Source organism: Anaeromyxobacter sp. PSR-1 (assembly GCF_000964525.1).
Taxonomy (GTDB): Bacteria; Myxococcota; Myxococcia; order Myxococcales; family Anaeromyxobacteraceae; genus Anaeromyxobacter.
In genome coordinates this window covers 1-24,914 of the sequence record NZ_BAZG01000050.1, presented here as the reverse complement: position 1 = coordinate 24,914, position 24,914 = coordinate 1, and the positions used below count along the sequence as shown (strand labels likewise).

The window sequence follows — 24,914 nt, the reverse complement described above, 5'->3', positions numbered from 1 at the left end:
AAGCCCGCGCCGCGCATCGAGCCGGTGCCGGCCGATCCGGGCCGCGCCGCCGAGAGCGTGCTCGGCCTGGTGAAGGACCTCGAGGCCGAGCTCATGCGCGCGCGCGAGCGCGAGGAGGCGCTCCGCGCCGACCTCGACGAGGCGCGCCAGGAGCTGGCCCGCGCCGCCGGCGAGGCGCGCGGGGCCACCGAGCGGCTCGCGGTGGCCGAGAAGGAGCTCGAGGACAAGCGCGGCGTGCTCTCCGACCTGCTCGGCGAGATGGACGCGCTGGAGCAGGAGCGCGACGAGTCGGTGCGCCGCGCGCAGGCGCTCTCCGCGCTCGACGAGGAGCGCGCGCGCCTGCTCGACGAGGTCACCCGCCGCGCCGACGAGGAGGCGCGCGTGCGCGCCGAGCGCGAGCAGGAGGTGGAGCGCCTCTCCGAGGAGCTCCGCGCCGGCGCCGCCGACGGCGCCCGCCTCCGCACCGCGGTGGGCGAGCTGGCCCGCGAGCGCGATCAGCTCGCGGCCGAGCTGGACCGGCTCCGCGCCGAGCGCGACGAGCTCGCCTCGGCGAAGCGGGCGCTCGAGCAGGTGCACGCGGCGCTGGCGCAGGCGCGCGCGCGCCTGGGCTGACGCGCCAATCACCGAGAGAAGACGCCACCCTGTCCGCCTGCGCGGCGGCGGGCCGCGCCGCTCGCACCGGGCGACCATTCGCCGCATGGTGCGGGTGACCCTTCGGGTGAGCGAGGGGCTAGAATCCCCACGCTCGATGGAAGGCGCCGTGGACGGGCGCCGGAGGGACCGGATGGCCAGCTGCCCCCGCATCGCCGCGTGCCCGCTGTTCGCCCAGTTCGCGATGAAGTCGTCCCTGCGCGTGTGGCAGGGCTACTACTGCGAGGGCGACTTCGCGCGCTGCGAGCGGTTCAAGCTCGCCTCCGCCGGCGCCGTGGTTCCCTTGAACCTCCTGCCCAACGGCAAGTCGCTCGCGGTGCCGCTCGAGCAGCTGGAGCCGAAGCACCTGCAGTGACACGCGCGCCGCGCCGGGGGGGTCGCGGCGCGCGTGGTCGGTCTGGGGCGGGGAGGGACGCAGCGGGGGGGACGGGGGACGCGGGGCGGGCACCACGCCGCCCCGCGCGCTTTTTTCCCCGACGAGCCGTTGCCCCGGGCCTCCGCCGGCGCCATGCCTGCGGGCATGGCCACCGAACCCGCATACGAGCTCGTCTACTGGCCGGGCCTGCAGGGCCGCGGCGAGTTCGTCCGGCTCGCGTTCGAGGACGCGGGCGTCCCCTACGCCGACCTGGCCCGCCTCCCCGGCGGCGAGGGCGGCGGCGCGGCCGCGGTGATGCGGCTCCTCGAGGAGCCCGGGCCCTGGCTCACCCCGCTCGGCCCGCCCGCGCTTCGCCACGGCGAGGTGGTGGTCGCGCAGACCGCGGCCATCCTGCAGTGGCTGGCGCCGCGCATCGGTGTCGTGCCGCCCGACGAGGCGAGCCGGCTCCGCGCGCACCAGCTCCAGCTCACCATCGCGGACCTGGTCGCCGAGGTGCACGCGGTGCACCACCCGGTGGCGACCTCGCTCTACTACGAGGACCAGCGGCGCGAGGCGGCGCGCGCCGCGGAGGCGTTCCGGCGCGAGCGGATCCCGCTGTTCCTGCGCTACCTCGACCGCGCGCTCGACTCGAACCCCGCCGGCGGCGGCCGCTGGCTGGTGGGCGACGCCTGCAGCTACCCGGACCTCTCGACGTTCCAGGTGATCGAGGGGCTGCGCTACGCGTTCCCGCGCGCCATGCGCCGCATCGAGCGGCGCTTCCCGCGGCTGGTCGCGCTGCACGACGCGGTGGCGGCCCGTCCCGGCATCGCCGCGTACCTCGCGTCGGACCGGCGGATCCCGTTCAACGAGCGCGGGATCTTCCGGCACTACCCGGAGCTGGACGAGCCGCCGCCGAGGCGGTCGCGTCCCTCGACTCCGCGCCCGCTCACCCTGAGCGTAGGCGAGCCGCAGGCTCGCCGGAGTCGAAGGGTCGGGATGAGCGGCTTGCGCCCAGCGGTCGCGAAGTCGAAGGGCGAGCGGAAGCCGACGGCCCCAGGCTCGGGACGAGCGAAGAAGCGCCCTACTTCGCGGCGGCGCGGTCGATCGGCGTGACGTTCCCGCCGCGGTCGCGGATGCGGTCGAGCGCGTCGAAGGCGGCGTACTTGTACGCCTCCTGCAGCGTCGGGTAGTTGAACACCGTCTCCGCGAAGAAGCGCAGGTCGCCGCCGAGCGCCATCACGGCCTGGCCGAGGTGCACCGTGTCCGACGCGTGCGGGCCGATGCAGTGCACGCCCAGGATCGCGCCGTTCGCCGGATCGGCGAGCAGCTTCAGGAAGCCGACCGCCTCGCCCACCAGGTTGGCGCGGGCGTTCTCCACCAGGCTGGCGCGCCCGACGACGTAGTCGCGCCCCTTCGCCTTGAGGGCCTCCTCGCTCTCGCCGACCGAGGAGAGCTCCGGGATGGTGTAGATGCCCACCGGCAGCAGCTCGGGGAGCTTCTGCTTGCGGTTGCCGCCGCAGGCGTGGTTCATCGCCACGCGCCCCTGCTCCATCGAGCTGGAGGCGAGGCCGGGGAAGCCGACCAGGTCGCCGGCCGCGTACACGTGCGGCACCGTCGTCTGGTAGTGCGAGTTCACCTCGAGCAGGCCCTTGTCGGTGGCCTTCAGCCCGGCGTTCGCCAGGTTGAGCGCCTCGACGTTGCCGATGCGGCCGGCCGCGACCAGCACCTTCTCCGCGACCAGGCGCGACTCGTCGGCGAGCGTCACGAGCACGTCGCGCTCGCCGCGCTCGAGCTTTACCGCGCGGGTCACCTGGTGCCGGGTGATCCCGAGCACGTCGAAGGAGTCCTGCATCGCGAGCGACAGCTCGGCGTCCAGCCAGGGGAGCAGGCGGTCCTTCGAGTCGATGATCGCGACCTTCACGCCCAGCGCGGCGAAGATCGACGCGTACTCGCAGCCGGCCACGCCGCCGCCGAGGATCGCGAGCGAGCGGGGGATCCGGTCGAGCATCAGGATCGAGTCGGAGTCGTAGACGCGCGCGTTGTCGATCGAGTACTGCGGCGGGTGGAACGGCCGCGTGCCGGTGGCGAGCAGCACCACCTCGGCGTGCAGGTCCTGCTGCCCGCCGTCCGGCACCGCCACGCGGATGGTGTGCGGGTCCACGAAGCTGGCGATGCCGCGGAACATCTCGACGCCGGCGTGGTTGAGCGCGCTGCGGATGCGCGAGTGCTCGCGCGCGGTGACGAGGCCGCGGCGGCCCATCAGCTCGGGGACGGTGACGGTGCCCGAGACGCGGACCTCGATGCCGTGCGCGTCGCGGCTGCGGGCCTGCTGGATGGCGAGGGCGGTCTCGCGGAGCGCCTTCGACGGGATGGTGCCGGTGTTGGCGCTCGCGCCGCCGGGCACGGCCTCCTTCTCCACCAGCGCGACCTTCTTGCCCAGGAGCGCGGCCTGGATGGCGCCGTTCTCTCCGGCGGGGCCGGAGCCGATGACCACCACGTCGTACGAGAGCATGCGCCCGCTTATAATGCAGGACCCGCCGGAGTTCGATATTGTTCACGGTTCCGTGCGACCCCTCCCGTCGAACCCGGTGCTCGGGCAGATCCGGAAGAACCTCTCCGTCGAGCTCGACGAGCGCCGGCGCGCGCTCGCCGCCGCCGGGAAGCGCCTGTTCGACTTCGGCCTCGGGGATCCGAAGGAGCCCACGCCGCCGTTCCTGCGCGAGGCCCTCCGCGCCGCCGTGCCCGAGGTGTCGCAGTACCCGAGCGCGTTCGGCACCGCGGCGCTCCGCCGCGCGGCCGCGGGGTACCTGCGGCGCCGCTTCGGCGTGGCGGTCGATCCCGAGGCGCAGGTGCTCGCCTGCGCGGGCGCCAAGGAGGCGATCTTCCACCTGCCGCTGGCGTTCGCGGGCGACCCGGGCCGCCGCAAGGTGGTGATGCCGGACCCGGGCTACCCCACCTACGAGGTGGGCGCGCGCTTCGCCGGCCTCGAGCCGGTGAAGGTCCCGCTCACCGCCCGGCGCCGGTTCCTGCTCGAGCCGGAGGACGTGGGCGAGGCCGTGCTGCGCGAGACGCTCGTCTACTGGATCAGCTACCCGCACAACCCCACCGGCGCGGAGGCCCCGCGCGACTACCTGCGGCGGGTGGGCGCGGCCGCGCTCGAGTACGGGTTCATCGTGGCCTCCGACGAGTGCTACGCGGACATCTACTTCGGCGAGCCGCCCGCCTCGATGCTGGAGCTGCAGGTCGAGAACGTGCTCGCGGTCCACTCCTGCTCGAAGCGGAGCGGCATGACCGGCTACCGGAGCGGCTTCCTGGCCGGCGACCCGGACCTCGTCCGCGGCCTGCGCGCCCTGCGCAGCCACCCCGGCGTCTCCCAGCCCGAGTTCGTGGCCGCCGCCGCGACCGCGGCCTGGTCCGACGACGCCCACGCCGCCGAGCGGCGCGAGATCTTCCGGCGCAAGCGCGACCGGTTCCTGCGCTTCTTCGCGGAGAAGGGGCTCGTCGCCGACGCGTCGGACGCGACGCTGTACCTCTGGGTCCGCGTGCCGGAGGGGCACACCTCCTCGAGCTACGCGCTGCGGCTCCTCGAAGCGGGCATCGTGGTGGCGCCGGGGATCGCGTTCGGCGCAGGAGAGGGATACGTCCGCGTGGCGCTGGTGCCCACGCTGGAGGAGTGCGAGGAGGCCATCCGGGCCTGGGCGAGGATCGAGCCATGAGCGACTGGAACGACGTGCGGAAGCTGATCGAGGGGGCCTTCGAGGACCGGGCCCGGCTGCAGGACCCGCAGGCCAAGGCGGCGGTGGTGAAGGCGCTGCACGGCCTCGACCGCGGCGAGCTGCGGGTGGCGGAGAAGAAGGACGGCGAGTGGCAGGTGAACGCCTGGCTGATGCAGGCGGTGAACCTCTACTTCGGCATCACCGGGATGGAGACGACCGACTTCGGTCCGTTCCAGACGCGCGACAAGATCCCGCTCAAGAAGGATCTCGAGAAGGCCGGCGTGCGGCTGGTGCCGGGCGGCATCGCCCGCTTCGGCTCGCACCTCGAGCCGGGCGCGGTGCTCATGCCCGGCTTCGTGAACATCGGCGCGCGCGTGGGCGCGAACTCGATGGTGGACACCTGGGCCACCGTCGGCTCCTGCGCGCAGGTCGGCGCGAACGTGCACCTCGCCGGCGGCGTCGGGATCGGCGGCGTGCTCGAGCCGCCCGGGGCCCGCCCGAACATCATCGAGGACGGCTGCTTCATCGGCAGCCGCTGCATCCTGGTCGAGGGCACCCTCGTCGAGGAGGACTGCGTGCTCGGCGCGAACGTGGTCATCACCGCGTCCACGCCCATCATCGACGTGAGCGGGCCGGAGCAGGTGGTCTACAAGGGCCGCGTCCCGGCGCGCTCGGTGGTGATCCCCGGCACGCGCCCGAAGCAGTATCCGGCCGGCACCTTCAACATCCCCTGCGCGCTCATCGTGGGCCGCCGCAGCGCCGCGACCGACAAGAAGGTCTCGCTGAACCAGGCGCTGCGCGACTTCGAGGTGCAGGTCTAGCCGCCCATGGACCCGGCGACCGCCGAGCTGGCCGAGGCGCTGGCCCGCCGCACCGAGGCGCTGTGCGGCGTGCGCTCGCCCATCGGCCACGAGCGCGCGCTCTGCGACCAGGTCGAGGCCTGGGCGCGGGCGCTCGGGCTCGGCGTGCGCCGGGTGAAGGACTCGCTGGTGGTCCGGGTGGACGCGGGCGCCGGCGCGGAGGCGGCGCTCGAGGGCCGGCCGCGGGTGGCGCTCTGCGGCCACCTCGACACGGTGCCGGTGCACGAGGACGACCGCGGGCCGCCGCGCCGCGAGGGCGGGCGGCTCGTCGCGCCGGGCAGCTCGGACATGAAGGGCGGCCTCGCGCTCATGATGGAGGTGGCCGAGCGGCTGCCGCGCGCCGAGCGCTTCTGCGAGCTGCTGCTCGTGTTCTACGCGCGCGAGGAGGGGCCGTACCTGGAGAACGAGCTCGCCGACGTGCTCCACGCCGCGGACGAGCTCGCCGGCACCGAGCTCGCCATCTGCCTCGAGCCGACCGACAACGTGCTCCAGCTCGGCTGCGTCGGCTCGATCCACGCGACGTTCACGTTCGAGGGGCGGGCCGCCCACTCCGCGCGGCCGTGGCAGGGCGAGAACGCGGTGCACAAGGCGGGCGCGCTGCTCGCCGAGCTGCACGCCCGCGCGCCGCGCGAGGCGGTCTCCGGGGGCCTGGTGTTCCGCGAGGTGGCGAGCGTCACGCGGATCGAGGGCGGGCGGGCGCGCAACGTGGTGCCGGACCGCTGCACGCTCAACGTGAACTTCCGCTTCGCGCCGGACCGCACGCTCCAGCAGGCGTCGGCCGAGCTGCGGGCGCTGGGCGAGCGGGTCGGCGCCGAGGTGGAGCTGACCGACCTCTCCCCGGCCTGCCCCGCCTACGCCGACCACCCGCTGGTGCGCCGCCTGCTCGAGCGCACCGGCGTCGCCGCCGAGCCGAAGCAGGCCTGGACCGACGTGGCCCGCCTCGCCGCCCACGGCATCCCGGCGGTGAACCTCGGCCCCGGCGCCACCGCGCAGGCGCACCAGCGCGGCGAGTGGGTCGAGGTCGCCGCGCTCGAGCGCGGGTACCGGCTGCTGGAGCGGTTCCTCCGCGCCTGACCCGGCGTCACGCGAGGGCCGCCCGCGCTGCTGGCGGCCCCGCGCGCCGCTCGCCTATCATCCGCGGCGTGCGCGCCCTCCTCCTCGCGGCCCTGCTCGGCAGCGCCCTGCCTTCGCTGACCGTCGCGCAGGACGGCGACTGGGACGACGCGCCCGAGGAGGAGGAGCACGACGACGAGGGCAGGCCGAACCGTTTCTTCCTCACCGCCTGGGGCGGCGCGGGCCTCGACGCGGGCGGCAGCGGCAGCTCCGGCTCGCGGCTCGGCGGCGAGGCCGGCTACTCCTTCTCGACGCTCGACCTGAGCGTGGCCGGCTACGGCTACCGGAAGCTGCCGGACGCGACGCGCGAGTGGACGCCCGTCGTCCTGGCGCGGGTGTCCCAGCGGTTCGAGACGCACCGCGGGCTCGACGCGGCGATCACGTTCGGCGTCGGGTCCGCGAAGCGCGACGGCTGGAAGGCGTGGTTCCAGGTCGGGCTCGGGGCCCGGCTCGAGCTCGGCCCCATGTTCCTCGCCGGCGAGCTGACGTTCGAGCAGGAGGACCAGCTCGGCCTGATGGGCGGGCTGGGGGCGCGCTTCTAGCGGGGCCCCCGTGGGTTCCCCTCGTTGATCCCGGCCCCGGCGCGGTTAGACGACCGGACGGACCTCGCGTCCGCCTTCCGGACGCGTCCCGAAAGGAACCGCACCATGAAGCGACTCCTCCCCCTCCTGCTCGCGCTCGCCGCCCCGGCGCTCGCCCATGCACAGGCCGGCACCTGGGACATCGACCCGGCGCACACGCTCTCCAGCTTCACCGTCCGCCACCTCGTCATCACCAACGTCCGCGGCGAGTTCGGGAAGACCACCGGCGCCGTGAAGCTCGACGAGAAGGACCTCGCGAGGTCCTCGGTCGAGGCGACCATCGACGCGACCACGCTGAACACCCGCGTGCCGGACCGCGACGCGCACCTCAAGTCGCCCGACTTCTTCGACGTGGCGAAGTACCCGACCATCACGTTCAAGTCCACCAAGGTGGAGAAGATCGGGGAGGGCAAGCTGAAGGTCACCGGCGACCTCACCATGAAGGGCGTGACGAAGCCGGTGGTGCTCGAGGTGCTCGGCCCCACCAGCGCCATCAAGGATCCCGGCGGCAACCTGCGCCGCGGCCTCGTCGCCACGACCATGGTGAACCGCCGCGAGTTCGGCCTGAACTGGTCGAAGACGGTCGAGGCCGGCCCGGTGGTCGGCGACGAGGTGAAGATCGAGATCGAGGCCGAGCTGGTGAAGGCGGCGCCGAAGCAGGCCGGGAAGTAGCGTCCCTCGACTCCGCGCGGCCTGGCCGGCCGCGCTACGCTCGGGATGAGCGGAATCTCCGCTCACCCTGAGCGTAGGCGGGCCGCAGGCCCGCCGGAGTCGAAGGGTCACCCTGAGCGTCCCTCGACTCCGGCCGTGCCCCATCAGGCCCGCTCACCCTCGGGACGAGCGCTCCGCTCACGGTTCGACAGGCTCACCGTGAGCGGTGTCTGCACCTTCCGCTCGTGGTGAGCCCCGTGAGCGGCCTCCGGAGACCCCGCTCGTGGTGAGCCCCGTCGAACCACGAGCGGGCTGGCGCTACTGCGCCACCTTCTGCGGCTCCTTCGGCACCCGCAGGATGCCGTCGTCCTCGGCCGCGATGCGCCGGCGCCAGCCCTCCGGGTAGTCCGGGTGCGTGACGTTGCCCTGCGCGTCGCGCACGTTGCCGTCGAGGTACTTCACCATGAGCGACTCGCCCAGCTTGCGCCAGCGGGCCGTGACCATGTCGCCCTGGCTGACCGAGTAGCGGGTGAGGTAGTCGCGGGCGAGGCCGGGCGAGTCCTTGTAGAGCGTCATCGCGGCCTTCTCCAGCTCCGCCTGCCGCGAGAGGAACCCGCCCTCCAGCTCGCCCTGCACCTGCTGCACGTCCTGGATCATGTCGGAGTAGCGCGAGTAGGCCCAGTTCGACACGAAGTTGAACACCCAGAACGCCGAGTCCCAGCTGAACGTCTTGAAGTCGGCGGTGCCCACCGCGAAGCTGCGCGGCACCTCGTGGATGGAGCAGTACATCGGCACGTAGACGGTGCTGTAGGTGTCGTCCACGCCGAACCAGAGCACCCCGCCGACCGCCGCCGGGAGCGTGGCGCGCGACTGCGCCACGAACGAGAAGCCGGTCTGCTGCGTCGAGATGGCCCGCTCGTTCAGGTACTCCTTGTCGTCCACCTTGAACGTCATGGGCCGCCAGCGGTAGGGCAGCGAGAACGGGCCCGCCCCCACGCCCTTCGACAGGTCGAGCTCGGTGCCCTCGAAGTGGTCGCGCATGAGCGCCATCACGTCGCGCACCGCGAGCGGCTTCTCGGCCTTCACCCACAGCGGCACGCGCTCGGCCTTCGGGTCCTGACCCTTCACCATGGAGGACGGCAGCGACTGCCCCGGCGCCACCCGGCGGAACACGCTCCACACCCGCGCGTCGCAGGCGCGCAGCGCGCCGAAGTCGAGCGGCGCGTAGGTGTCGGCGAAGCTGAACTCCGCGTCCTTGCCCTTGAACCAGCCCTTCTCGCGCGCGAACGAGATGACGTCCTTCGCGTAGACCGTGGTCTTCGGCTCGTCGAGCGGGAACTGGCGGATGCGCGCGTGGTTCGCGTGCGCCGACACGTAGCCGTCCGGGATGCGGCGGGCCACCCACACCGCGCCCTTCCGCTTCGGCCCCTTGCCGATCATCTCGAGGATCCAGGCCTCGTTCGGATCCGAGATGGAGAAGGACTCGCCGGTGGAGGCGTAGCCGTATTCGGCCACGAGGTCGGTCATCACCTGGATGGCCTCGCGGGCGGTGCGGGCGCGCTCCAGCGCGATGTACATGAGCGAGCCGTAGTCGATCCGCCCCTCCGGATCCTGCAGCTCCTTGCGGCCGGTGAAGGTGGTCTCGCCGATGGCGACCTGGTGCTCGTTGATGTTGCCGACCACGTGGTAGGTGACGGCCGGCTGCGGGATGCGGCCCAGGAACTTGCCGGTGTCCCACTCGATGATTTCGCGCTGCGCGCCCGGCGCGTGCTGCGCGGCGGGGCGGAGCGGGAGGTCGCCGTACAGGTCGTGCGAGTCCGCTGCGTAGGTGATGAAGGTGGAGCCGTCGGCGCTCGCGCCCTTCGAGACGAGGATGCTGGTGCAGGCGTCGGCCGCGCCGGGCAGCGAGAGGACGAGGGCTGCCGCGGCGAGCGCGGCGGGGGCGGTCTTGCGGTGGTCGAGCATGGCCGCCGAGGATACCCGACCCCGCTCCTCCGGGTCACTTCGCGGCCCGGCACCGCCTCGCCCGGGGCCGTCGGTCCCGCCGGCCCGGAGGACGGCCGCGGCACCGGCCGCGCCGCGCACCCGCGGTCCGGGCGCGAGCCCGTCCCCGCAGCGTCGGCCTGCGCAGGCGTGCAGCATCCGGGCGCGGCGGCGGGGCACGCCCGTTGCTCCACCGGCCCGCGCCATGACCGCCGCCTCCGACGCCCCTGCCGATCCCGCCTCCGCCCCCGCGTCCTCGCCCACCGACCGGCCGCGCGAGCGGCTCCTCGCCGCCGGCCCGCGCGCGCTGTCCGACGCCGAGCTGCTCGCGCTGGTGCTCGGCACCGGCACCGGTCGCGTCTCCGCGCGCGCCGCCGCGCTCTCACTGGTGGAGGCGCTCCCGCTCGCCGAGCTGGCCTGGGCGCCGCCCGACGCGCTCGCGTCCTGGCCCGGCATCGGCGTCGCCCGCGCCGCCGCGCTCGCGGCCGCGTTCGAGCTGGGCCGGCGCGGCGCCTGGTCCCCGCCGCGGCGCGGCGAGCGCTGCCTGGATCCCCGCACCGTCCACGAGCTCCTCCGCCACGCCGCGCACGCCGAGCGCGAGGGCTTCCACGTGGTGCTGCTCGACGTGCGCGGCCGGCTGCTCCGGACGGTGCAGGTGGCGGAGGGCTCGCTCTCGCAGTGCCCCGTCTCGCCCCGCGACGCGCTCCGCCCCGCGGTGCGGGAGGGCGCGCACGGCGTCGTGTTCGTCCACAACCACCCGAGCGGCGATCCGACCCCCAGCCCCGACGACGTGGACCTGACCGCCCGCCTCCGCGCCGCCGCCGACCTCGTCGGCGTGCTGGCCCGCGACCACGTCATCGTGGCGGCGGGCGGGTACTACAGCTTCGTCGAGGCGGGGCGGTGGAGGCGGTAGGGCGCCAGCTTGCGGACGCGGCGAGAGATCGGTTCTACTCCGAGAGTACTTCACCCGGAGAATACCGATGCGCACCCTCCTCGTCGCCGCCTCGATCGCCGCCGCCTCCCTCTGCGCCTGCTCGACGACGACGGCTCCGGCCGTCAACCCGAGCTTCCGCCTACGTCCCGAGTCGCGCCCCGAGTGCGAGGCCCACTGCGGCCAGCTCGGGATGCGCCTCGGCGCGATCGTCATCATGGGAACCGCGACCGGCTGCGTGTGCGAGCCGAAGGAGGCCGCCACGCCCGAGTCGCGCGCGGCCGCCGGCGGCGCCGCGTTCCGCGTGGCCCAGTTGATGGAGCAGGAGCGGGGAAGGCGGCAGCAGGAGCTGAACAGCCGCTCGATGCACAACGCCCACGTCCCTTCGCCAGGGTTGCCAGGGACGCCCGGGATCCATCGCTGAGAGATCGTGGGCACTTGCAGTCACACAACTACAGGACGACCGACGCGGGAATCCTCCAAATCGGGCGGTGATTGGGATGGGCATGAGCCGCATTTTCAGGGCCGCTGGGTTCACTCTGGCGATCGTCACGGCCGCCGCGCTTTCGGCCGCCGGGACGGCTTGGTCCGTTCGTCCACGCCGATGGAATGCGCCGATCGCCACGATGACGAGGCCGGAGGTGCATGCGCTGCTCGGAGCTCCCGAAGTCGACTTCTCTCCGAAGGGATGGGAGGGCTGGGACCAGCCTGCGCTCATCGGTGCTTGGGTCCTCATCGTCTACTACGGCGAAGGGGACCGAGTGACCTCGGTACAGTCCAAATTCGACTGGGGCTTCGGTTATATGAGCTGGGATGGAAGATATCGCAGGTAGTTGCCTTCGCGCCGCCTGTGCAGGCATCGACGTGCCGTCGTCGTGCTGCTCGACGCCGCAGCTGGCATCACGGTCACCGTCCGTCGCGACGCGCCAAGTCGTGCTGCAGCTCGCGCTCGCGCCACGAGAGCGAGAAGTTGTTCTCCCTCGCGTTGCACGGGGTGTGTAGGTATCTGCGCCCAGGCATCGGGTCCGCGGGGGCCGACGTCGACCCGAGGCGATCACGACATCTTCCAGGGGATCGCTCTCTCGTACGCGAGCCACGAGACGACGAAGCAGGCGACGAAGACGCACGTGGCCACGAGCTCGAGCGGAGCGAATTGCGCGACCAGGTCATACCCGACCAGCACTGGGACTGCTGGAGAGAGCAGCAGGTAGTCCGGGAACATGGTGAGCGGGGCGTCTGGATGTCCGCCGCCGCGCATCTCACTGAACACGATCGTCTCGACGACACCCGACGCAAGGTAGGCCACGAGGAACTGTCCCGTCCGCGCCAGCGCAGTTCCCCGACGTTCGGCCGCATGACTCCTCCCGTCGGCGCGTTACGTCGCCTCGATGCGAAGCGTACCGCGACGAGCGTCCGCCGGTGCATGGTAACCAGCACTTCTCCCTCGACTCGTGCACGCAGCGTGGAGCAGGAGCGGCGGCAGCGGGAGCTGAACGGCCGCTCGATGCACGACCCCTCCGTCCCGGCGCCACCGGCTCCGGGGGCGCACCGCCGAGAGGGCATCCTCCGCGAGCTCCCGCTCGGCGCGATGCATGCCGGGCCGGCGCGGGCTTCACACCTTGGGTGCGACGTGGTCGAATCCGGGGATGCCCCTTCGCCTCCTGCTCGGAGCGCTGCTCGTCCTCGTCCCGCGCCTGGCGTTCGCGGGCGTCACCCTCCACTACGAGGGGACGGCCCGGACCGCCGCCGCCGCGAAGGCCGTCCTCGCCGCGGCCGTGGCGTTCGCCCGGGGACGCGGGTGGCCGGTCAGCGCCGGAAGGAACCACGTGGTCCTCCGGCCACACGCACGGAGCGAGCCCATCGAGCTGCGCTTCGAAGGGCGGACGTTGCAGCCCTCCTCCGTGAAGACCCAGTTCGCCGGCGTGGAGACCCACCTCGCCGTCGTCGAGCTGCTCCAGCGGCTCGACGCGGAGCTCCAGTCGCTGACCGTGGAGGACGACGGCGGCTACTGGGAGACGGGCGACCGGCAGGCGCTCGTCGCCGCCTTCGACGAGGTGGACGAGCTGCTCGCCCGCGAGCTGCAGAAGCCGGGGACCTCGGGGCCCTACCGGCTGCCCAGCGGGCGCATCGTCGACGTCATCGTCGGCCCCGTTCCCCGCGAGATGCGCCCGTTGCCGGTCCGGCGCGGCGGCGCGAGGCGCGAGGCGAGCTAGGTCGCGGGGGCGCGCGCGCCCGGCCACGCGCTCCTCGCCCGGGCCGGTTTGGTTGCGGCCACCGACCGCGCCCATAGATCGTCGGTCGATGCGACTCCCGACGATCCCGACGGTCCGTCCGGACGCGCCCGGGCTGCCGCTCTGGCCGCCGCTGCTCGCCGCGCGCGGGCCGGGAGGCCGGAGCACCTCCCACGCGCACCACGGCATGCACGTGGTCCTCGCCCTCGGGGGCGAGCTGCGCGTGCGCGCGGGGGACCGGGGCGCGTGGGCGCGCGCGGCCGGGGTGGTCACCGCGCCGGATGCACTGCACGCCATCGACGCCTCGGGCTCGGAGGTCCTCATCGTCTTCGTGGACCCGGAGAGCGACGCGGGGCAGTCGATGCGCGCCGCCACGGTCGGCTCGCTCCGCGTCGTCGGGGCCGCCGAGCGCGACGCCCTCGTCGACGGGGTGACGCCCATGGAGCTCATGGGGCCCGGCGGCGCCGCCTGGACCGCGCGCGTGGTCGCGGCGCTGGGCGGCGAACGGGTGCGCTCGCCTCGCGCCGTCCACCCGCGCGTTCGCAGGCTCCTGCGGGTGCTCCAGGCGCTGCCGCCAGGCGGCGACGCCTCCCTCGACACGCTCGCGCGCCAGGTCGGTCTCTCGCCCGGCCGGCTCATGCACGTCTTCACCGGGTCGATCGGCGTGCCGCTGCGGCCCTACCTGGCGTGGCTGCGGCTGCAGCGCGCCGCCGCGGCCGTCGTCTCCGGCAGGCCGCTCGGCGAGGCGGCCCACGCCGCCGGGTTCGCCGACGCCGCCCACATGAGCCGGGCCTTCCGCCGCATGCTCGGCGTCGCGCCGTCCGAGCTCCGGCCCGCCGGCGCTCCCGCCGCGGCTCACGGGCGCGGTCGGTCCGTCGCGGCCTCGCGCCAGGCGCGCGCGAAGCCGCCCGAGAGGACGTAGCGCGGGAACGTGATCCACTGCTCGGCGAGGAACCGCGCCAGGAGCTCGCCCCGTCCACGGAACGGGGCGGGCGCCCTCGCCTCGCCGCGGTGACCGCGGCCCTGCGCGGCGAGCGCGACGAGGAGCGCGGCCACGCCGGCCATCGCCCAGCCGGTGGGGATCACCGGCGCCAGCGCGAGCGCGCAGGTGCCGAGCCAGAAGAGCGGCACGGTCGCCGCGTGCAGCGCCAGGTTGAGCCGATCGCGGTGCACGTCGCCATAGACCGCCCACTGCCGCTCGAGGACGCCGGGTTCGTTCGCGCTCATGCCGGGTAACCTGGTCCGGGCCGGCCACGGAGTCTTGAACGAACTGGCTGCGATCGACGTCGCGGCCGCCACGCGGCCGCTCCACGGCCAGCGCGCCACCCTGGCACCCGGAGTATGATGCCCGGCTGGTGGGCGGACGCTGCAGGGCCGCCGCGCGGAGAGCTCCCATGCCCCTGATTCACCTGAGCGTCGACGTCGAGGTGGGCGAGCAGTCCGTGGACTACCGGTGCTCGCGCTGCGGCATGGTGGCGCTGGCGGTCGTCACCGGCGGCGGCGCGGGGCTCGCGGCGAACGGCGTGGCGCTCAGCAAGGCGCAGTACGACGCCGAGATCGGCGCCGCGGCCCTGTCCCGCCTGGCCCCGTGCCCGCGCTGCGGTCACCGCAGCCGCGCGGCGCTTTTCAAGGTCCTGGCCGTCGGAGCCGTCGTCGGCGTGGCGACCGCGATGGCCGCCGCGTTCGTCGTCGCCGAGCAGTTTCACCGGTCGGATCCCGAGGGCCGGCTTGCGCCCGCGGTCGGCGCCGGGACCTTCCTCGCCACCGTCGCGACGACGACGGCGCTGAAGCTGAGGAGCGTCCGGCGGCGGGTCCGGCTCCGCCGCGTCATCCGGTGATCCCCGGCGCCGCGCCGGCTGCGCGTGCCTCCGGCGGGGCCGCCTCGATGCGAGGTCACAGCGCAGGCGGGCCGATCGTCTTCCTGCCACGACCGGTGCCGCGGCGCCCACCCCGGGCGCGCGGCCGGCGTGAAAGGGAACGTCATCATGCGGATCGCAGTGGCAGGGGCGACGGGCAAGGTCGGTCGCCACGTGGTGGAGGTGCTCGCGGAGGGCGGGCACGAGGTGGTGGCGCTGTCGCGCGGCGCCGGCGTGGACCTGGAGACCGGGAGCGGGCTGAAGGAGGCACTGGTGGGCGTCGAGTGCATCGTGGACGCCGCCAACGGCCCGCCCGAGCAGCACGCGGCCACCGCGTTCTTCACCGCGGTCGCCCGCAACCTCCAGCAGGCCGGGGCGCGCGCCGGGGCGAGGCGGATCGTGGCGGTGTCGATCCTCGGGATCGACCGCTTCCGCGCCGGCTACATGGTGGCGAAGCAGGCGCACGAGCAGGCCCTGCGCGCCGGCCCGCTCCCGGTGCAGGTGCTCCGCGCCGCGCAGTTCCACGAGATCGTCGGGCAGTTCCTGCAGTGGGGGAGGAAGGGCGACGTGGCGTACCTGCCGCGGATGCGCACCCAGCTCGTCGCGGCGAGGACCGTCGCCGAGGCGATCGCCCGGCTCGCCACCGACCCCGCGCCGGCGCCGTCCGGCGCGCCGCACCTCGAGCTCGCGGGCCCGCGACCGGAGGTGCTCGCGGACGCCGCGCGGAAGCTGGTCGCCCGCCGCGGCGACGCGGTGCGCATCGAGGAGGTCGGAGACCGTTCCGACCCGGACCAGGCGCTGTACCAGGACGGCGCGTTCCTGGCCGGGCCCGCGACGGTCCGCGCCGGCCCGACGTTCGACGCGTGGCTGGAGGCCGGTCGGCACCGTCAGGGGTGAAACGCCCTCGCGCGTCCATACCATGCGGTATGGTATGGATGTGCCATGGTCCGCTCCCTCCGCGATCGCCTCCTGGCCTCGCTCGCGCTCCTCTACCGGCGCTGGGCGACGGCGCACGTCCGGGACGGCGTGGGCGCCGTGCTCCGCGCCGCGCGCTCGGCGATGCGCCGCAAGCGCTACTGCCTCCTCGCCACGGTGGCGGACGGCGTCGCGCACGCGCGCGTGCTCGAGCCGCTGCCGCCGGACGACGACTTCACCGTGTGGCTCGGCACGAGCCGCGGGTCTCGGAAGGTGGAGCAGCTCCGGAAGAACCCGGCCGCCACGCTCGCCTACCAGGACGACGCGCGGGGTGCGTGCGCGGTCCTGGTCGGGCGCGCCGAGATCGTCGAGGACGCGTCGGAGCTCCGGCGCCGGTTCAAGCCGTTCTGGCGCGCCTTCTGGCCCGAGGGCCCCGAGGGCGGGGACTTCGTGCTCGTCCGGTTCCGCCCGGACCGGATCGAGGTCTGGGACGCCCGGCGCGGCGTCACGCCCGCGCCGTTCGGGAAGCGGTCGGCCATGGTCGCGCGCGGCCCGGACGGCGCCTGGAGCGCCGCGTGACGGGGCGCGCACGCGGCGCCGCCGCCGGCGGGGACCCCCGCTCCCGCTGGTGTCGGGCCGGCCTCGCCCTGTTGCGGGATCACGGGTGGCAGGCGATGACGATCGAGCGGCTCTGCACGGCGATGCAGCGGACGAAGGGCGCCTTCTACCATCACTTTCGCGACGTGGACGCCTTCCACGCGGCGGTCCTGGACGCGTGGGCGGAGCTGCACACCGCCGACCTCATCGCGGCGGCCTCCAGCGCCGTGACCGCCGAGGCCCGGAGCGCCCGGCTCGGGGCCGCGGCCGTCGGGCTCGACCACGCGCTGGACCGGGCCATCCGCGCCTGGGCGCTGCACGACCCGAGGGCGCGCGAGGCCGTCGGCCGTGTGGACGCCCGCAGGATCGACTACCTCGCGGCCATCCACCGCGATCGCGGGCGGAGCGATGCGACGGTGCTCGCGCAGCTCGAGTACGCGGCGTTCCTGGGCGCGCAGGAGCTCGGGCTCGCGGCCGATCCGGACCGGGGGGCCCCGCTCGGCCGCACGCTCCGCACCGCGCTCGAGTGGCTCGGCGGCGCCGGGCGCTCCGGGGAGACCCGGCGGACCCGATCGACCCACGCTCCGGGACGCAGGCGGGTGTAGCCTGGATCTCGACGGTGCCGCATGCCGCGGAACGACTGGCTGCTCGTGATGCCCATCCTCCTCTCCTGCGCCGGACCGGGCGCCGGCAGCACCGCGCCGCGCGCGGCGGCGACGGGCTCGGTTGAAGACGTCCTTCGCGACGCGCCGGTGGTGGACCTGCACCTCGACACGCCGCAGTGGCTCCTCGACCAGCGCTACGACCTCGGCGAGCCGCGGCGCGAGCTGGGCCAGGTGAACCTGGACTCGATGCGGCGCGGCGGGGTCGGCGCGGCGTTCTTCGTGCTCTGGAATCCGCCGGATCTGCCCGAGGCGGACGCGCACGCGCGGGCGCTCGCGCTGGCGGCGGCGGTGCGCGCGCAGGTGGCCCGCCACCCCGCCGACCTCGCGATGGCGGGGAGCGTGGACGAGCTCCTCGCCGCACGCGCCTCGGGGAAGATCGCCATCCTGCTCGGCATGGAGGGCGCCGAGCCGCTCCACGGGGATCTCGCCGAGCTCGAGCGCATGCACGCGCTCGGGGTCCGGTACGTCGGGCTCACCTGGAACGCGCACACTGCGTTCGCCGACGCGGGCAAGCCCGACGCCCCGCGCCACGGCGGGCTCTCGCCGCTCGGCCGCGCCGCCATCGCCGAGATGAACCGCCTCGGGATCGCGGTGGACGTCTCGCACCTCTCCGACGCGTCCGCCGCCCAGGCGATCGCCGCGAGCCGGGCGCCGGTGCTCGCGACGCACTCGTGCGTGCGCGCCCTGTCGGACCACCGGCGCAACCTCCCCGACGACCTCGTCCGCGCCATCGCCGCGAGCGGCGGCGTCGTGGGCGTCAACCTCCACTCCGTCTTCCTCGACGCGGGGTTCGCCGCGCGCGCCGCGGCCGCCGAGGAGGCGCACGCGCCGGAGCGGGCGGCGCTCGCGCTCGAGGCCGCGGACCCGGTCGAGCGGAGGTGGGCGCCGTACCTGGCCGAGCTCCGCGTGGCGCACGCGCTGCCGCGCCCGCCGCTGGCGGTGCTGGTCGATCACGTCGAGCACCTCGTGAAGGTGGCCGGCGTGGACCACGTCGGCCTCGGGTCCGACTTCGACGGCGGCATCGTCCCGCCGGACGGGATCGAGTCGCACGCGGACCTGCCGGAGCTCGTCGCCGCGCTCCTCGCCCGCGGCCACACGCCCGAAGACGTCCGCAAGCTCCTGGGCGGGAACGTCGTGCGCGCGCTGCGCGAGGTGGAGCGCGTGTCGCGCGCGCTGCGCTCGCCCGCCCGCTGAGCGCATCCCGCCGCGTCTCGCGCGGACCTTGCGTTGATCCCGATCACGGTCCGTCACTGCCAGGATGGTGCCCGCTTTTCGGGCGTGCCTTCCCGGTCGAACGGCGTGACACTCGCCGGATGCACCGGTTCGTGGGGATCGACGCGGGCGCCGAGACGGTGAAGCTCGCGGAGGTCGAGGGGGACGGCGGCGCGCTCGCCTGGACGCGGCGCGCGCTGGTGGAGCACGGCGGCGATCCGGCCGCCGCGGTGCGCGAGGTGCTGGGCGGGTGGGGCTGGGACGGCGTCGCGGGCGCGCGCGCGACCGGGCGGCTCGGCCGGCGGCTGGAGCTGCCGCGGATCCCGCCCAAGCAGGCGCGCACCGCCGGGCACGTGCGGCTGCACGGCGCGTCGCCGGCCACGGTGGTGGACCTGGGCGCGCACGGCTTCTCGGTGCTGGTGCACGAGGCGGAGGGCCGCGACCGCTACCGCGAGAACCCGCGCTGCTCGCAGGGCACCGGCAACTTCCTGCGCCAGCTGGTGGAGCGCTTCGGGCTCACGCCGGCGGAGGCCGACGCGCTCGCGGTGGGCGCCGAGGCGGCGCCGCTCTCCGGCCGCTGCCCGGTGATCCTCAAGACGGACATGACGCACCTCGCGAACCGCGGGGAGGCGCGCGAGCGGATCCTGGCGGGCCTGTTCGACGCGATCTGCGCGAACGTGCTCGTCTTCGTGCGGCCGGGCGGCCCGCGCGACGTGTGGCTGACCGGCGGCGTGAGCCGCTCGCGGCGGGTGCGGGCCTGCTTCCGCGAGGCGCTCGCCGGCCGCGGCCTCGACCTGCGCGACGGCGAGGGCGACGAGGCGCTCTACCTCGACGCGCTCGGGTGCGCGCTGCTCGCGGCGTCGCGGCCGGAGGCGGTGCCGCCACTCGCCGGACTGTTCCGCCCGCCCGAGCACGCGTCCTTCGACGCGCTGCCGCCGCTCGCCGGGGCGCTGCCGCGCGTCCGGCGCGTCCCGCGCCCGCCGCCCCCCGCCGGCGACGGCCCGCTCCTCCTCGGCCTCGACATCGGCTCCACCGGCTCGAAGGCGGTCGCGCTCGACCTCGCCGCGGGCATGCCGGCCTGGGAGGCGTACACCGGCACGTCCGGCGACCCGGTGCGCGCGGCCCAGTCGCTCGTCTCCGCGTTCCTGGAAGGTCCCTGCGCCCGGCGCGCGGTCACCGGCGCGGGCGTGACCGGCAGCGGGCGCGAGATCGTCGGCTCGCTGCTCGCGTCCTGCTTCGGGACCGAGCGCGTGTTCGTGCTGAACGAGATCGCCGCCCACGCGGAGGGCGCCTGCGCCTACGACCCGCGGGTGGACACCATCTTCGAGATCGGCGGGCAGGACGCGAAGTACATCCGGCTCGAGGGCGGCCGGGTGGTGGACGCGGCCATGAACGAGGCGTGCAGCGCCGGCACCGGCTCCTTCATCGAGGAGCAGGGGCGGCGGCTGGGCGGGCTCGACGCGGCGGCGCTGGGGCGCGAGGCCATCGGCGCGGACGGCTGCGTGGCGCTCGGCCAGCACTGCGCCGTGTTCATGGCCGAGATCCTCGACCAGGCCGCCGCGGCCGGCGCGCCGCGCGCGCACGTGGTGGCGGGGCTCTACGAGTCGGTGGTGCAGAACTACGTGAACCGCGTGAAGGGCGCGCGCCCGGTGGGCCAGGTGGTGTTCTGCCAGGGCATGCCGTTCAGCGCCGACGCGCTCGCCGCCGCGGTGGCGCGCCAGACCGGCGCCGAGGTGATCGTCCCGCCGTCGCCGGGCACGGTGGGCGCGTTCGGGATCGCGCGGCTGGCGCGCGCCGGGCTCGCCGGCCTCGAGGGCCGCGCGGGCGCGCTCGACCTCTCGCGCTTCCTCGCGGCGCGCGTCGAGCGCAAGGACACGTTCGTGTGCCGCTCGGCGGAGGGCTGCGGGGGCGCCGGCAACCGCTGCCGCATCGAGCGGCTCCGCACCGCGGTGGGCGGCGAGCGGCGCGCGTTCACCTGGGGCGGCGCCTGCGCGCTGTTCGACCAGGGCACCCGCGCGCGCAAGCTCCCCGCCGGCGCGCCGGATCCGTTCCGCGAGCGCGAGGCGGAGGTGCGGGCGCTGGTGGAGCGGCTGGGCGCGGCGCCGGCCGGCGCGCCCCGGGTCGCGCTCGCCGACGCGTTCCAGCTGAAGACGCTGCTCGCGTACTTCGGCACGTTCTTCGGGACGCTCGGCCTGGGCGTGGAGGTGATCGGCTCCGGCGGGCGCGAGGCGCTGCGCCAGGGGATCGACCTCTGCAACGTCCCCTTCTGCGCGCCCATGCAGCAGGTCCACGGCGTCGCCGCCGCGCTCGCCGCGACGGGGGCCGAGCACCTGTTCTTCCCGGTCGTCCGCGACCTGCCGCGCGTGCGCGACGAGCGGCACACCTGGCTCTGCCCCATGGTGCACGGCGCGCCGGACGTGCTCGCCACCGACCTGGGCGCGGACTTCGCGCGGCGCCTGGTCGCCCCGACCCTGAACGCGGGCGGCCCGGGCTACCTCGACTCCGAGCGGTTCGTCGCGTCGATGGAGGCGCTCGCCGCGCAGGTGGGCGTCCGCGACCGCGCCGCCGCCCGGCGGGCGCACGCGGCGGCGCGCGAGGCGCAGCGGGCGTTCGACGCGCGCCTCGAGGCCATCGGCGCCGCGGCGCTCGAGCGCTGCCGCTCGGACGGGCTCCTCGCCGTGGTGGTGCTGGGCCGCACGTACACCATCCACGACGAGGTGCTGAACGCGAACGTGCCGGCGCTGCTCCGCGAGCAGGGCGCGGTGGCCATCCCGCTCGACTGCTTCCCCCTGGACGGCGCCACCCCGCTCGTGCCCGGCGCGTTCTGGTCCTACACGCAGCGGATCCTGCGGACCGCGCACCGGGTCCGCCGGACGCCGGGCGTGTACGCGATCTTCACCAGCAACTACGGCTGCGGCCCGGACAGCTTCACCCAGCACCACCTGGCCCGCCTGCTCGACGGCAAGCCCTTCGCGATCGTCGAGACCGACGGCCACGCCGCCGACGCCGGCACCAAGACCCGCGTCGAGGCGTTCCTGCACTGCGTGCGCGAGGACCTCCGCGGCCCCGGGGCCGAGGGACGCCCGGCCGCCGAGCCGATGGCGCTCCGCGAGCGGACGCTCGCGGACGTGCGCGCCGACGGGACGCGGGTGCTGGTGCCGCCCATGGGCCCGGAGGCGGAGGCGCTCGCCGCCGCGTTCCGCGGCGTGGGGCTGAAGGCCGAGGTGCTGCCGGCCGCCACCGCCGACACCATCCGGCTCGGCCGCCGGCACACGAGCGGCAAGGAGTGCCTGCCCATGACGATCACCGCGGGCGCGCTCCTCGAGCACCTCGCCCGCGAGCCGGAGGGCCGGTTCACCTTCTTCATGCCCGGGTCGAGCGGCCCGTGCCGCTTCGGCATGTACCGCCAGCTCCACCGCCTGATCCTGGAGCGCGCCGGGCTCTCGGATCGGGTCGAGATCTGGTCGCCACCCGACCACGACTACTTCGAGGGCGTTCCGCCCGGCCTCGGCGCCATCGTGCTCGCCGGCGCCTCCGCCCGCGGCGCGCTCGCCGACGCGCTGCGCGACGCGCGCCCGGTCGAGCGGACGCCCGGGGCGGCGAACGCCATCCACGCGCGGTGGTCGGCGCGCCTGCTCGAGGCGATCGAGCGGGCGGCTGCGGGCGACCTGTCGGCGCGCACGGTGCTCCGCGAGGTGCTCGGCGGACGGCTCTGGGGGATCCGCGACGCCGTGGCCGGGTGCGCGCGCGAGCTGGCCGCGGCGCGCGACCCGCGGCCGTATCCCACCGTGCAGATGGTGGGCGAGATCTACGTGCGCTCCGACCCGGCCTCGAACGGCTACGTGGCCGACGAGCTGGAGCGCCGCGGCGTGCGCGTCCGGCTGGAGCCGGTGGTCGAGTACCTGCAGTACTCGGAGGCGGTGCAGTTCCGGCGCGGCCTGAAGGGCAGCCTGGGCGACCACCTCAAGCGCCGGCTGCGGCAGCGCATCGTGGACCTCGTGTTCCGCGCCGCCGGCGAACCGCTGGGGTGGCCGCCGCCGGAGCCGCCGCACCAGGTCGCGAAGGAGGCGCAGGGCTACCTGCGCGAGGATCTCGAGCACGAGTCGGTGCTGGCGATGGGGCTCGCGCTGGAGGCCTGGCGCCACCGCGGCGTGGACGGCGTCCTCTGCGCTGGCCCGCTCGACTGCATGCCCACCCGGCTCGCCGAGGCCCAGCTCTACCACGCGGCCGCGCGGGAGGGCGTGCTGTCGCTGACGCTCGCGGCGAACGGCGATCCCATCGACCCGGAGATCCTCGATGGCTTCGCCTACGAGGTGAAGGAGCGGTTCGCGCGCCGCCACGCCGCCGCAGTCGCCTCCGCCCGCCCTTCGACGAGCTCAGGGCGAGCGGACCATCGAGAGGCCCGCTCGCGGTGAGCTCCGTCGAACCGCGAGCGGGCGGATCGGCTCACGCGGTCCCGGCGAGCAGCCGGTCCAGCGCGGCGTAGCTCTGGTCCAGCCCCTCGCCCATGGCGCCGAGCATGCCGTCGCGCTCCTCGGTGGTGTGGAAGAGCGTGGTCGCGACGAGGCGGGTGCGGCCGTCGCCCAGGTCCTCGAACACGGTGGTCTCGACGGCCACGTAGCCGGGCATGCCGTCCCACTCGAACGTCATGGCGAGGCGCTCCGGCGGCGTCACCTCGCGGAAGCGCCCCTCGAACCCGTGGACGCCGTCGTCGGCGTGCTCCACGAAGCGCCAGTGCCCGCCGCGCTCCAGCTCGTAGCGCTCGACCACCAGCTTGTTCCCGCGCCCCCACCACTGCGCCAGCAGCGCCGGGTCGGTGAACGCTCGCCACACGCGCTCGCGGGGCGCGTCGAAGATCCGCTCCACGCGGATCTCGCGGTCGGTCGGGGTGGACACCGCCGCCTTCGCGGCGCGCTGCTTCACGGCCTGGCCCGTCGTCATTCGGTCCGTCCTTTCGTGCGCTTCAGGAGCTCGTCCAGGCGATCGAGGCGCGCCTCGAGCATCCGGCGGTACCCCGCCATCCAGGCGAGCTCGTCCTCCAGCCGGCGCGGGCCGAGCCTGCAGCTCCGCACGCGACCGACCTTCTCCGTCGTGACGAGCCCCGCGTCCTCGAGGACCCGCACGTGCTTCTTCATCCCGGTGAGCGTCATCTCGAACCCGGTCGCCAGCTCGCCGATGGACGCGTCCCCGCGGCCGAGGCGCTCCAGCACCCCGCGACGGGTCGCGTCCGCGAGCGCCGCGAACGTGGTGTCGAGCCGCTCCGAATACTGAACCATGTGGTTCAGTATTGAGTCGGCCGGCGGCGCGCGCAAGAGAACACGGTGCGTGCGACCCAACGGGACTGCCGGACGGGCGGATCGACCGCTCGCCCTTCGACAGGCTCAGGGCGAGCGGATCCAGGAGGTCTGGTCCGGTCGGCGTGGACATTCCGCTCGTGGTGAGCCCGTCGAACCACGAGCCAGGCCGCCGGCTCTACGGCAGGCCGAGCAGCCCGGGCAGCTCGGCGAGCGAGCGGATCTCGGCGTCGGGGGCGGCGGGGAGCCGCTCCGCGGGCTGGCCGGCGCGGTTGCACCAGGCGACCTGGAACCCGAACGCCTTCGCGCCGAACGCGTCCCAGCCGTTCGAGGAGACGAACAGGATCTCCGCGGCGGGCACGCCGAGCCGGTCCACCGCGAGCCGGTAGACGGCCGGGTGCGGCTTGTAGACGCCCACGTCCTCCACCGAGAGGACCTGCTCGAGCAGGCCGGCGAGGCCGGCGCTCTCGGCCGCCGAGGCGAGCATGGCGGGCGCGCCGTTCGAGAGCACCGCCAGGCGCACGCCGGCGGCGCCGAGGCGCGTGAGCGCGTCCCGCGCCTCCGGGTACGCGGCGAGGCGGCGGTACGCGTCCATCAGGCCGTCGCGCAGCCCCGGCCCGGCGAGGCCGAGCGCGTCGAGCGCGAAGTCGAGCGCGTCGCCGGTCACCTGCCAGAAGTCGGCGTGCCGGCCGGCCAGGCTGCGCAGCCAGGTGTACTGGAGCTGCTTCGCCCGCCACAGCTCGGCGAGCGGCTGCCAGCGGTCGCCGAGCGCGCCGCGCGCCTCGGCGGCGGCGCTGGCCACGTCGAACAGGGTTCCGTAGGCGTCGAAGACGGCGGCGCGGACCGGGGCGAGGGGCATGGCCCCGATGCTAGCGCCTCGCGCGCTACCTGCGCTTCGCCGTCTGGGTCGCGGCCAGCCGCCGGGCCTCGGCGGCGTCCTCGCCCCTGGCCCCCGCCTTCAGGGCGCGCTCGGCGAGGGCGCGGGCCACGGCGCGATCGCCGTCGGCGAGCGCGGCCCGCGCCCCGGCGAGCAGCAGCGCCGGATCGCGGGGCGCGACGGCGAGCCCGCGCTCGGCGGCGCGGCGGGCCTCCGCCGGCTGCGACTCCGCCAGCCAGGCCGCGGAGAGCAGGCGCAGCGCCGCGGCGTCCTTCGGCCGCGCCAGCAGCACCGCGTCGAGGTCGGCCCGGGCCGCCGAGGCCTCGCCGCCGGCGAGCCGGGCCGCGCCGAGCGCGCGGCGCGCGTCGAGATCGGCCGGATCGAGCGCGACCGCCTTCTCCAGGAACGGGAGCGCGTCGCCGGCGC

The 24,914-nt window shown here is 75.0% G+C and carries 26 protein-coding genes and 1 pseudogene; 19 read left to right on the top strand and 8 right to left on the bottom strand.

The genetic code is table 11. From position 1 onward, the window contains the following. The 3 genes and pseudogenes from PSR1_RS10210 to PSR1_RS10200 all read left to right on the top strand — a co-directional run. Positions 1-612, top strand: a pseudogene (locus PSR1_RS10210) (hypothetical protein); the annotation flags it as partial. 172 nt (positions 613-784) lie between these two features. Next, positions 785-1,006, top strand: a complete 222-nt coding sequence (locus tag PSR1_RS10205) for a hypothetical protein (protein WP_059437481.1) — start codon at positions 785-787, stop codon at positions 1,004-1,006. Between the two features lie 165 nt (positions 1,007-1,171). After that, positions 1,172-2,119, top strand: a complete 948-nt coding sequence (locus PSR1_RS10200; protein ID WP_237757904.1) for a glutathione S-transferase — start codon at positions 1,172-1,174, stop codon at positions 2,117-2,119. Here the strand turns inward: PSR1_RS10200 and sthA are convergent. Beyond that, on the bottom strand, positions 2,088-3,518 hold the full coding sequence (gene sthA, locus PSR1_RS10195; protein WP_059437479.1) for a Si-specific NAD(P)(+) transhydrogenase: 1,431 nt from the start codon (positions 3,516-3,518) through the stop codon (positions 2,088-2,090). The genes PSR1_RS10200 and sthA overlap by 32 nt on opposite strands. 52 nt (positions 3,519-3,570) lie before the next feature. Here sthA and dapC point away from each other — a divergent pair, with 52 nt between their 5' ends. From dapC to PSR1_RS10170, 5 genes are all read left to right on the top strand, one after another. Next, positions 3,571-4,722, top strand: coding sequence for a succinyldiaminopimelate transaminase (gene dapC, locus PSR1_RS10190; RefSeq protein ID WP_237757903.1), 1,152 nt, complete (start codon positions 3,571-3,573; stop codon positions 4,720-4,722). Beyond that, on the top strand, positions 4,719-5,543 hold the full coding sequence (locus PSR1_RS10185) for a 2,3,4,5-tetrahydropyridine-2,6-dicarboxylate N-succinyltransferase (protein ID WP_059437477.1): 825 nt from the start codon (positions 4,719-4,721) through the stop codon (positions 5,541-5,543). Before dapC ends, PSR1_RS10185 begins: the two co-directional genes overlap by 4 nt. Positions 5,544-5,549: 6 nt before the next feature. Then, on the top strand, positions 5,550-6,656 hold the full coding sequence (dapE, locus tag PSR1_RS10180) for a succinyl-diaminopimelate desuccinylase (protein ID WP_059437476.1): 1,107 nt from the start codon (positions 5,550-5,552) through the stop codon (positions 6,654-6,656). A gap of 68 nt (positions 6,657-6,724) precedes the next feature. After that, complete coding sequence (locus PSR1_RS10175) at positions 6,725-7,237, top strand: hypothetical protein (RefSeq protein WP_237757902.1); 513 nt, start codon at positions 6,725-6,727, stop codon at positions 7,235-7,237. Between the two features lie 105 nt (positions 7,238-7,342). Next, the gene (locus PSR1_RS10170) at positions 7,343-7,948 is read left to right on the top strand and encodes a YceI family protein (protein WP_059437475.1); all 606 of its coding nucleotides are present in this window, start codon (positions 7,343-7,345) and stop codon (positions 7,946-7,948) included. 297 nt (positions 7,949-8,245) lie between these two features. Here the strand turns inward: PSR1_RS10170 and PSR1_RS10165 are convergent, their stop codons facing one another. Further along, positions 8,246-9,892 carry a dipeptidase gene (locus PSR1_RS10165; RefSeq protein WP_059437474.1) on the bottom strand — a complete coding sequence of 549 codons (1,647 nt, stop codon included), beginning with the start codon at positions 9,890-9,892 and terminating at the stop codon, positions 8,246-8,248. Between the two features lie 223 nt (positions 9,893-10,115). Between PSR1_RS10165 and radC the strand changes: the two genes are divergently transcribed. The 3 genes from radC to PSR1_RS10150 all read left to right on the top strand — a co-directional run bounded on the left by radC (position 10,116) and on the right by PSR1_RS10150 (position 11,674). Further along, positions 10,116-10,823, top strand: coding sequence for a DNA repair protein RadC (gene radC, locus PSR1_RS10160; RefSeq protein ID WP_059437473.1), 708 nt, complete (start codon positions 10,116-10,118; stop codon positions 10,821-10,823). 67 nt (positions 10,824-10,890) lie between these two features. Then, positions 10,891-11,265: a hypothetical protein gene (locus PSR1_RS10155; protein WP_059437472.1), complete on the top strand. Its 375-nt coding sequence runs from the start codon at positions 10,891-10,893 to the stop codon at positions 11,263-11,265. Positions 11,266-11,347: 82 nt separating this feature from the next. Further along, positions 11,348-11,674 (top strand): hypothetical protein, encoded by a 327-nt coding sequence (locus PSR1_RS10150; RefSeq protein ID WP_160309021.1) that lies wholly within the window; start codon positions 11,348-11,350, stop codon positions 11,672-11,674. A gap of 221 nt (positions 11,675-11,895) precedes the next feature. On the opposite strand, the gene PSR1_RS24130 is transcribed toward PSR1_RS10150, so the two are convergent. Beyond that, the gene (locus PSR1_RS24130) at positions 11,896-12,147 is read right to left on the bottom strand and encodes a hypothetical protein (protein ID WP_059437470.1); all 252 of its coding nucleotides are present in this window, start codon (positions 12,145-12,147) and stop codon (positions 11,896-11,898) included. A gap of 340 nt (positions 12,148-12,487) precedes the next feature. Between PSR1_RS24130 and PSR1_RS10140 the strand changes: the two genes are divergently transcribed. Next, positions 12,488-13,054 carry a hypothetical protein gene (locus tag PSR1_RS10140; RefSeq protein ID WP_059437469.1) on the top strand — a complete coding sequence of 189 codons (567 nt, stop codon included), beginning with the start codon at positions 12,488-12,490 and terminating at the stop codon, positions 13,052-13,054. 88 nt (positions 13,055-13,142) lie between these two features. Continuing rightward, positions 13,143-13,994: an AraC family transcriptional regulator gene (locus PSR1_RS10135; RefSeq protein ID WP_059437468.1), complete on the top strand. Its 852-nt coding sequence runs from the start codon at positions 13,143-13,145 to the stop codon at positions 13,992-13,994. On the opposite strand, the gene PSR1_RS10130 is transcribed toward PSR1_RS10135, so the two are convergent. After that, on the bottom strand, positions 13,928-14,299 hold the full coding sequence (locus PSR1_RS10130; protein WP_059437467.1) for an Mpo1-like protein: 372 nt from the start codon (positions 14,297-14,299) through the stop codon (positions 13,928-13,930). The two genes, PSR1_RS10135 and PSR1_RS10130, sit on opposite strands and share 67 nt — an antisense overlap. A gap of 167 nt (positions 14,300-14,466) precedes the next feature. On the opposite strand from PSR1_RS10130, the gene PSR1_RS10125 reads away from it, so the two are divergent. The 6 genes from PSR1_RS10125 (at position 14,467) to PSR1_RS10100 (ending at position 22,732) form a co-directional block, all read left to right on the top strand. Continuing rightward, positions 14,467-14,910, top strand: coding sequence for a hypothetical protein (locus PSR1_RS10125; protein ID WP_059437466.1), 444 nt, complete (start codon positions 14,467-14,469; stop codon positions 14,908-14,910). A gap of 159 nt (positions 14,911-15,069) precedes the next feature. Continuing rightward, positions 15,070-15,825 carry an SDR family oxidoreductase gene (locus tag PSR1_RS10120; protein ID WP_202813225.1) on the top strand — a complete coding sequence of 252 codons (756 nt, stop codon included), beginning with the start codon at positions 15,070-15,072 and terminating at the stop codon, positions 15,823-15,825. A gap of 45 nt (positions 15,826-15,870) precedes the next feature. Further along, entirely contained in the window at positions 15,871-16,422 is a 552-nt protein-coding gene (locus tag PSR1_RS10115) for a pyridoxamine 5'-phosphate oxidase family protein (protein ID WP_059437464.1), read from the top strand. Next, complete coding sequence (locus tag PSR1_RS10110; RefSeq protein ID WP_059437463.1) at positions 16,419-17,045, top strand: TetR/AcrR family transcriptional regulator; 627 nt, start codon at positions 16,419-16,421, stop codon at positions 17,043-17,045. Before PSR1_RS10115 ends, PSR1_RS10110 begins: the two co-directional genes overlap by 4 nt. Before the next feature lie 21 nt (positions 17,046-17,066). Then, a complete protein-coding gene (locus tag PSR1_RS10105; RefSeq protein WP_059437462.1) occupies positions 17,067-18,299 on the top strand; it encodes a dipeptidase in 1,233 nt (410 codons plus the stop codon). A 119-nt stretch (positions 18,300-18,418) separates the two neighbouring features. Next, entirely contained in the window at positions 18,419-22,732 is a 4,314-nt protein-coding gene (locus tag PSR1_RS10100) for an acyl-CoA dehydratase activase-related protein (RefSeq protein WP_059437461.1), read from the top strand. A gap of 31 nt (positions 22,733-22,763) precedes the next feature. Here PSR1_RS10100 and PSR1_RS10095 read toward each other — a convergent pair whose 3' ends face one another. From PSR1_RS10095 to PSR1_RS10080, 4 genes are all read right to left on the bottom strand, one after another. Continuing rightward, on the bottom strand, positions 22,764-23,258 hold the full coding sequence (locus tag PSR1_RS10095) for an SRPBCC family protein (protein WP_059437460.1): 495 nt from the start codon (positions 23,256-23,258) through the stop codon (positions 22,764-22,766). Then, on the bottom strand, positions 23,255-23,593 hold the full coding sequence (locus tag PSR1_RS10090) for a helix-turn-helix transcriptional regulator (RefSeq protein ID WP_059437459.1): 339 nt from the start codon (positions 23,591-23,593) through the stop codon (positions 23,255-23,257). The genes PSR1_RS10095 and PSR1_RS10090 overlap by 4 nt, the downstream gene beginning before the upstream one ends. A 196-nt stretch (positions 23,594-23,789) precedes the next feature. Next, positions 23,790-24,470: a haloacid dehalogenase type II gene (locus tag PSR1_RS10085; RefSeq protein ID WP_059437458.1), complete on the bottom strand. Its 681-nt coding sequence runs from the start codon at positions 24,468-24,470 to the stop codon at positions 23,790-23,792. A gap of 25 nt (positions 24,471-24,495) precedes the next feature. After that, positions 24,496-24,914 (bottom strand): tetratricopeptide repeat protein (locus PSR1_RS10080; RefSeq protein ID WP_370539092.1); only part of this gene is annotated, 419 nt, incomplete at its 5' end.

Excerpts from the sequence above, each read along its gene's own strand:
- PSR1_RS10125 (WP_059437466.1), top strand. The coding sequence starts at position 14,467 with ATGCCCCTGATTCACCTGAGCGTCGACGTCGAGGTGGGCGAGCAGTCC.
- PSR1_RS10140 (WP_059437469.1), top strand. The coding sequence starts at position 12,488 with ATGCCCCTTCGCCTCCTGCTCGGAGCGCTGCTCGTCCTCGTCCCGCGC.
- PSR1_RS10200 (WP_237757904.1), top strand. The coding sequence starts at position 1,172 with ATGGCCACCGAACCCGCATACGAGCTCGTCTACTGGCCGGGCCTGCAG.
- PSR1_RS10205 (WP_059437481.1), top strand. The coding sequence starts at position 785 with ATGGCCAGCTGCCCCCGCATCGCCGCGTGCCCGCTGTTCGCCCAGTTC.
- sthA (WP_059437479.1), bottom strand. The coding sequence starts at position 3,518 with ATGCTCTCGTACGACGTGGTGGTCATCGGCTCCGGCCCCGCCGGAGAG.
- radC (WP_059437473.1), top strand. The coding sequence starts at position 10,116 with ATGACCGCCGCCTCCGACGCCCCTGCCGATCCCGCCTCCGCCCCCGCG.
- PSR1_RS10185 (WP_059437477.1), top strand. The coding sequence starts at position 4,719 with ATGAGCGACTGGAACGACGTGCGGAAGCTGATCGAGGGGGCCTTCGAG.
- PSR1_RS10155 (WP_059437472.1), top strand. The coding sequence starts at position 10,891 with ATGCGCACCCTCCTCGTCGCCGCCTCGATCGCCGCCGCCTCCCTCTGC.
- PSR1_RS10100 (WP_059437461.1), top strand. The coding sequence starts at position 18,419 with ATGCACCGGTTCGTGGGGATCGACGCGGGCGCCGAGACGGTGAAGCTC.
- dapE (WP_059437476.1), top strand. The coding sequence starts at position 5,550 with ATGGACCCGGCGACCGCCGAGCTGGCCGAGGCGCTGGCCCGCCGCACC.
- PSR1_RS10090 (WP_059437459.1), bottom strand. The coding sequence starts at position 23,593 with ATGGTTCAGTATTCGGAGCGGCTCGACACCACGTTCGCGGCGCTCGCG.
- PSR1_RS10165 (WP_059437474.1), bottom strand. The coding sequence starts at position 9,892 with ATGCTCGACCACCGCAAGACCGCCCCCGCCGCGCTCGCCGCGGCAGCC.
- PSR1_RS10170 (WP_059437475.1), top strand. The coding sequence starts at position 7,343 with ATGAAGCGACTCCTCCCCCTCCTGCTCGCGCTCGCCGCCCCGGCGCTC.
- PSR1_RS10130 (WP_059437467.1), bottom strand. The coding sequence starts at position 14,299 with ATGAGCGCGAACGAACCCGGCGTCCTCGAGCGGCAGTGGGCGGTCTAT.
- PSR1_RS10085 (WP_059437458.1), bottom strand. The coding sequence starts at position 24,470 with ATGCCCCTCGCCCCGGTCCGCGCCGCCGTCTTCGACGCCTACGGAACC.
- PSR1_RS10115 (WP_059437464.1), top strand. The coding sequence starts at position 15,871 with ATGGTCCGCTCCCTCCGCGATCGCCTCCTGGCCTCGCTCGCGCTCCTC.
- PSR1_RS10135 (WP_059437468.1), top strand. The coding sequence starts at position 13,143 with ATGCGACTCCCGACGATCCCGACGGTCCGTCCGGACGCGCCCGGGCTG.
- PSR1_RS10150 (WP_160309021.1), top strand. The coding sequence starts at position 11,348 with ATGAGCCGCATTTTCAGGGCCGCTGGGTTCACTCTGGCGATCGTCACG.
- PSR1_RS10105 (WP_059437462.1), top strand. The coding sequence starts at position 17,067 with ATGCCGCGGAACGACTGGCTGCTCGTGATGCCCATCCTCCTCTCCTGC.
- PSR1_RS10095 (WP_059437460.1), bottom strand. The coding sequence starts at position 23,258 with ATGACGACGGGCCAGGCCGTGAAGCAGCGCGCCGCGAAGGCGGCGGTG.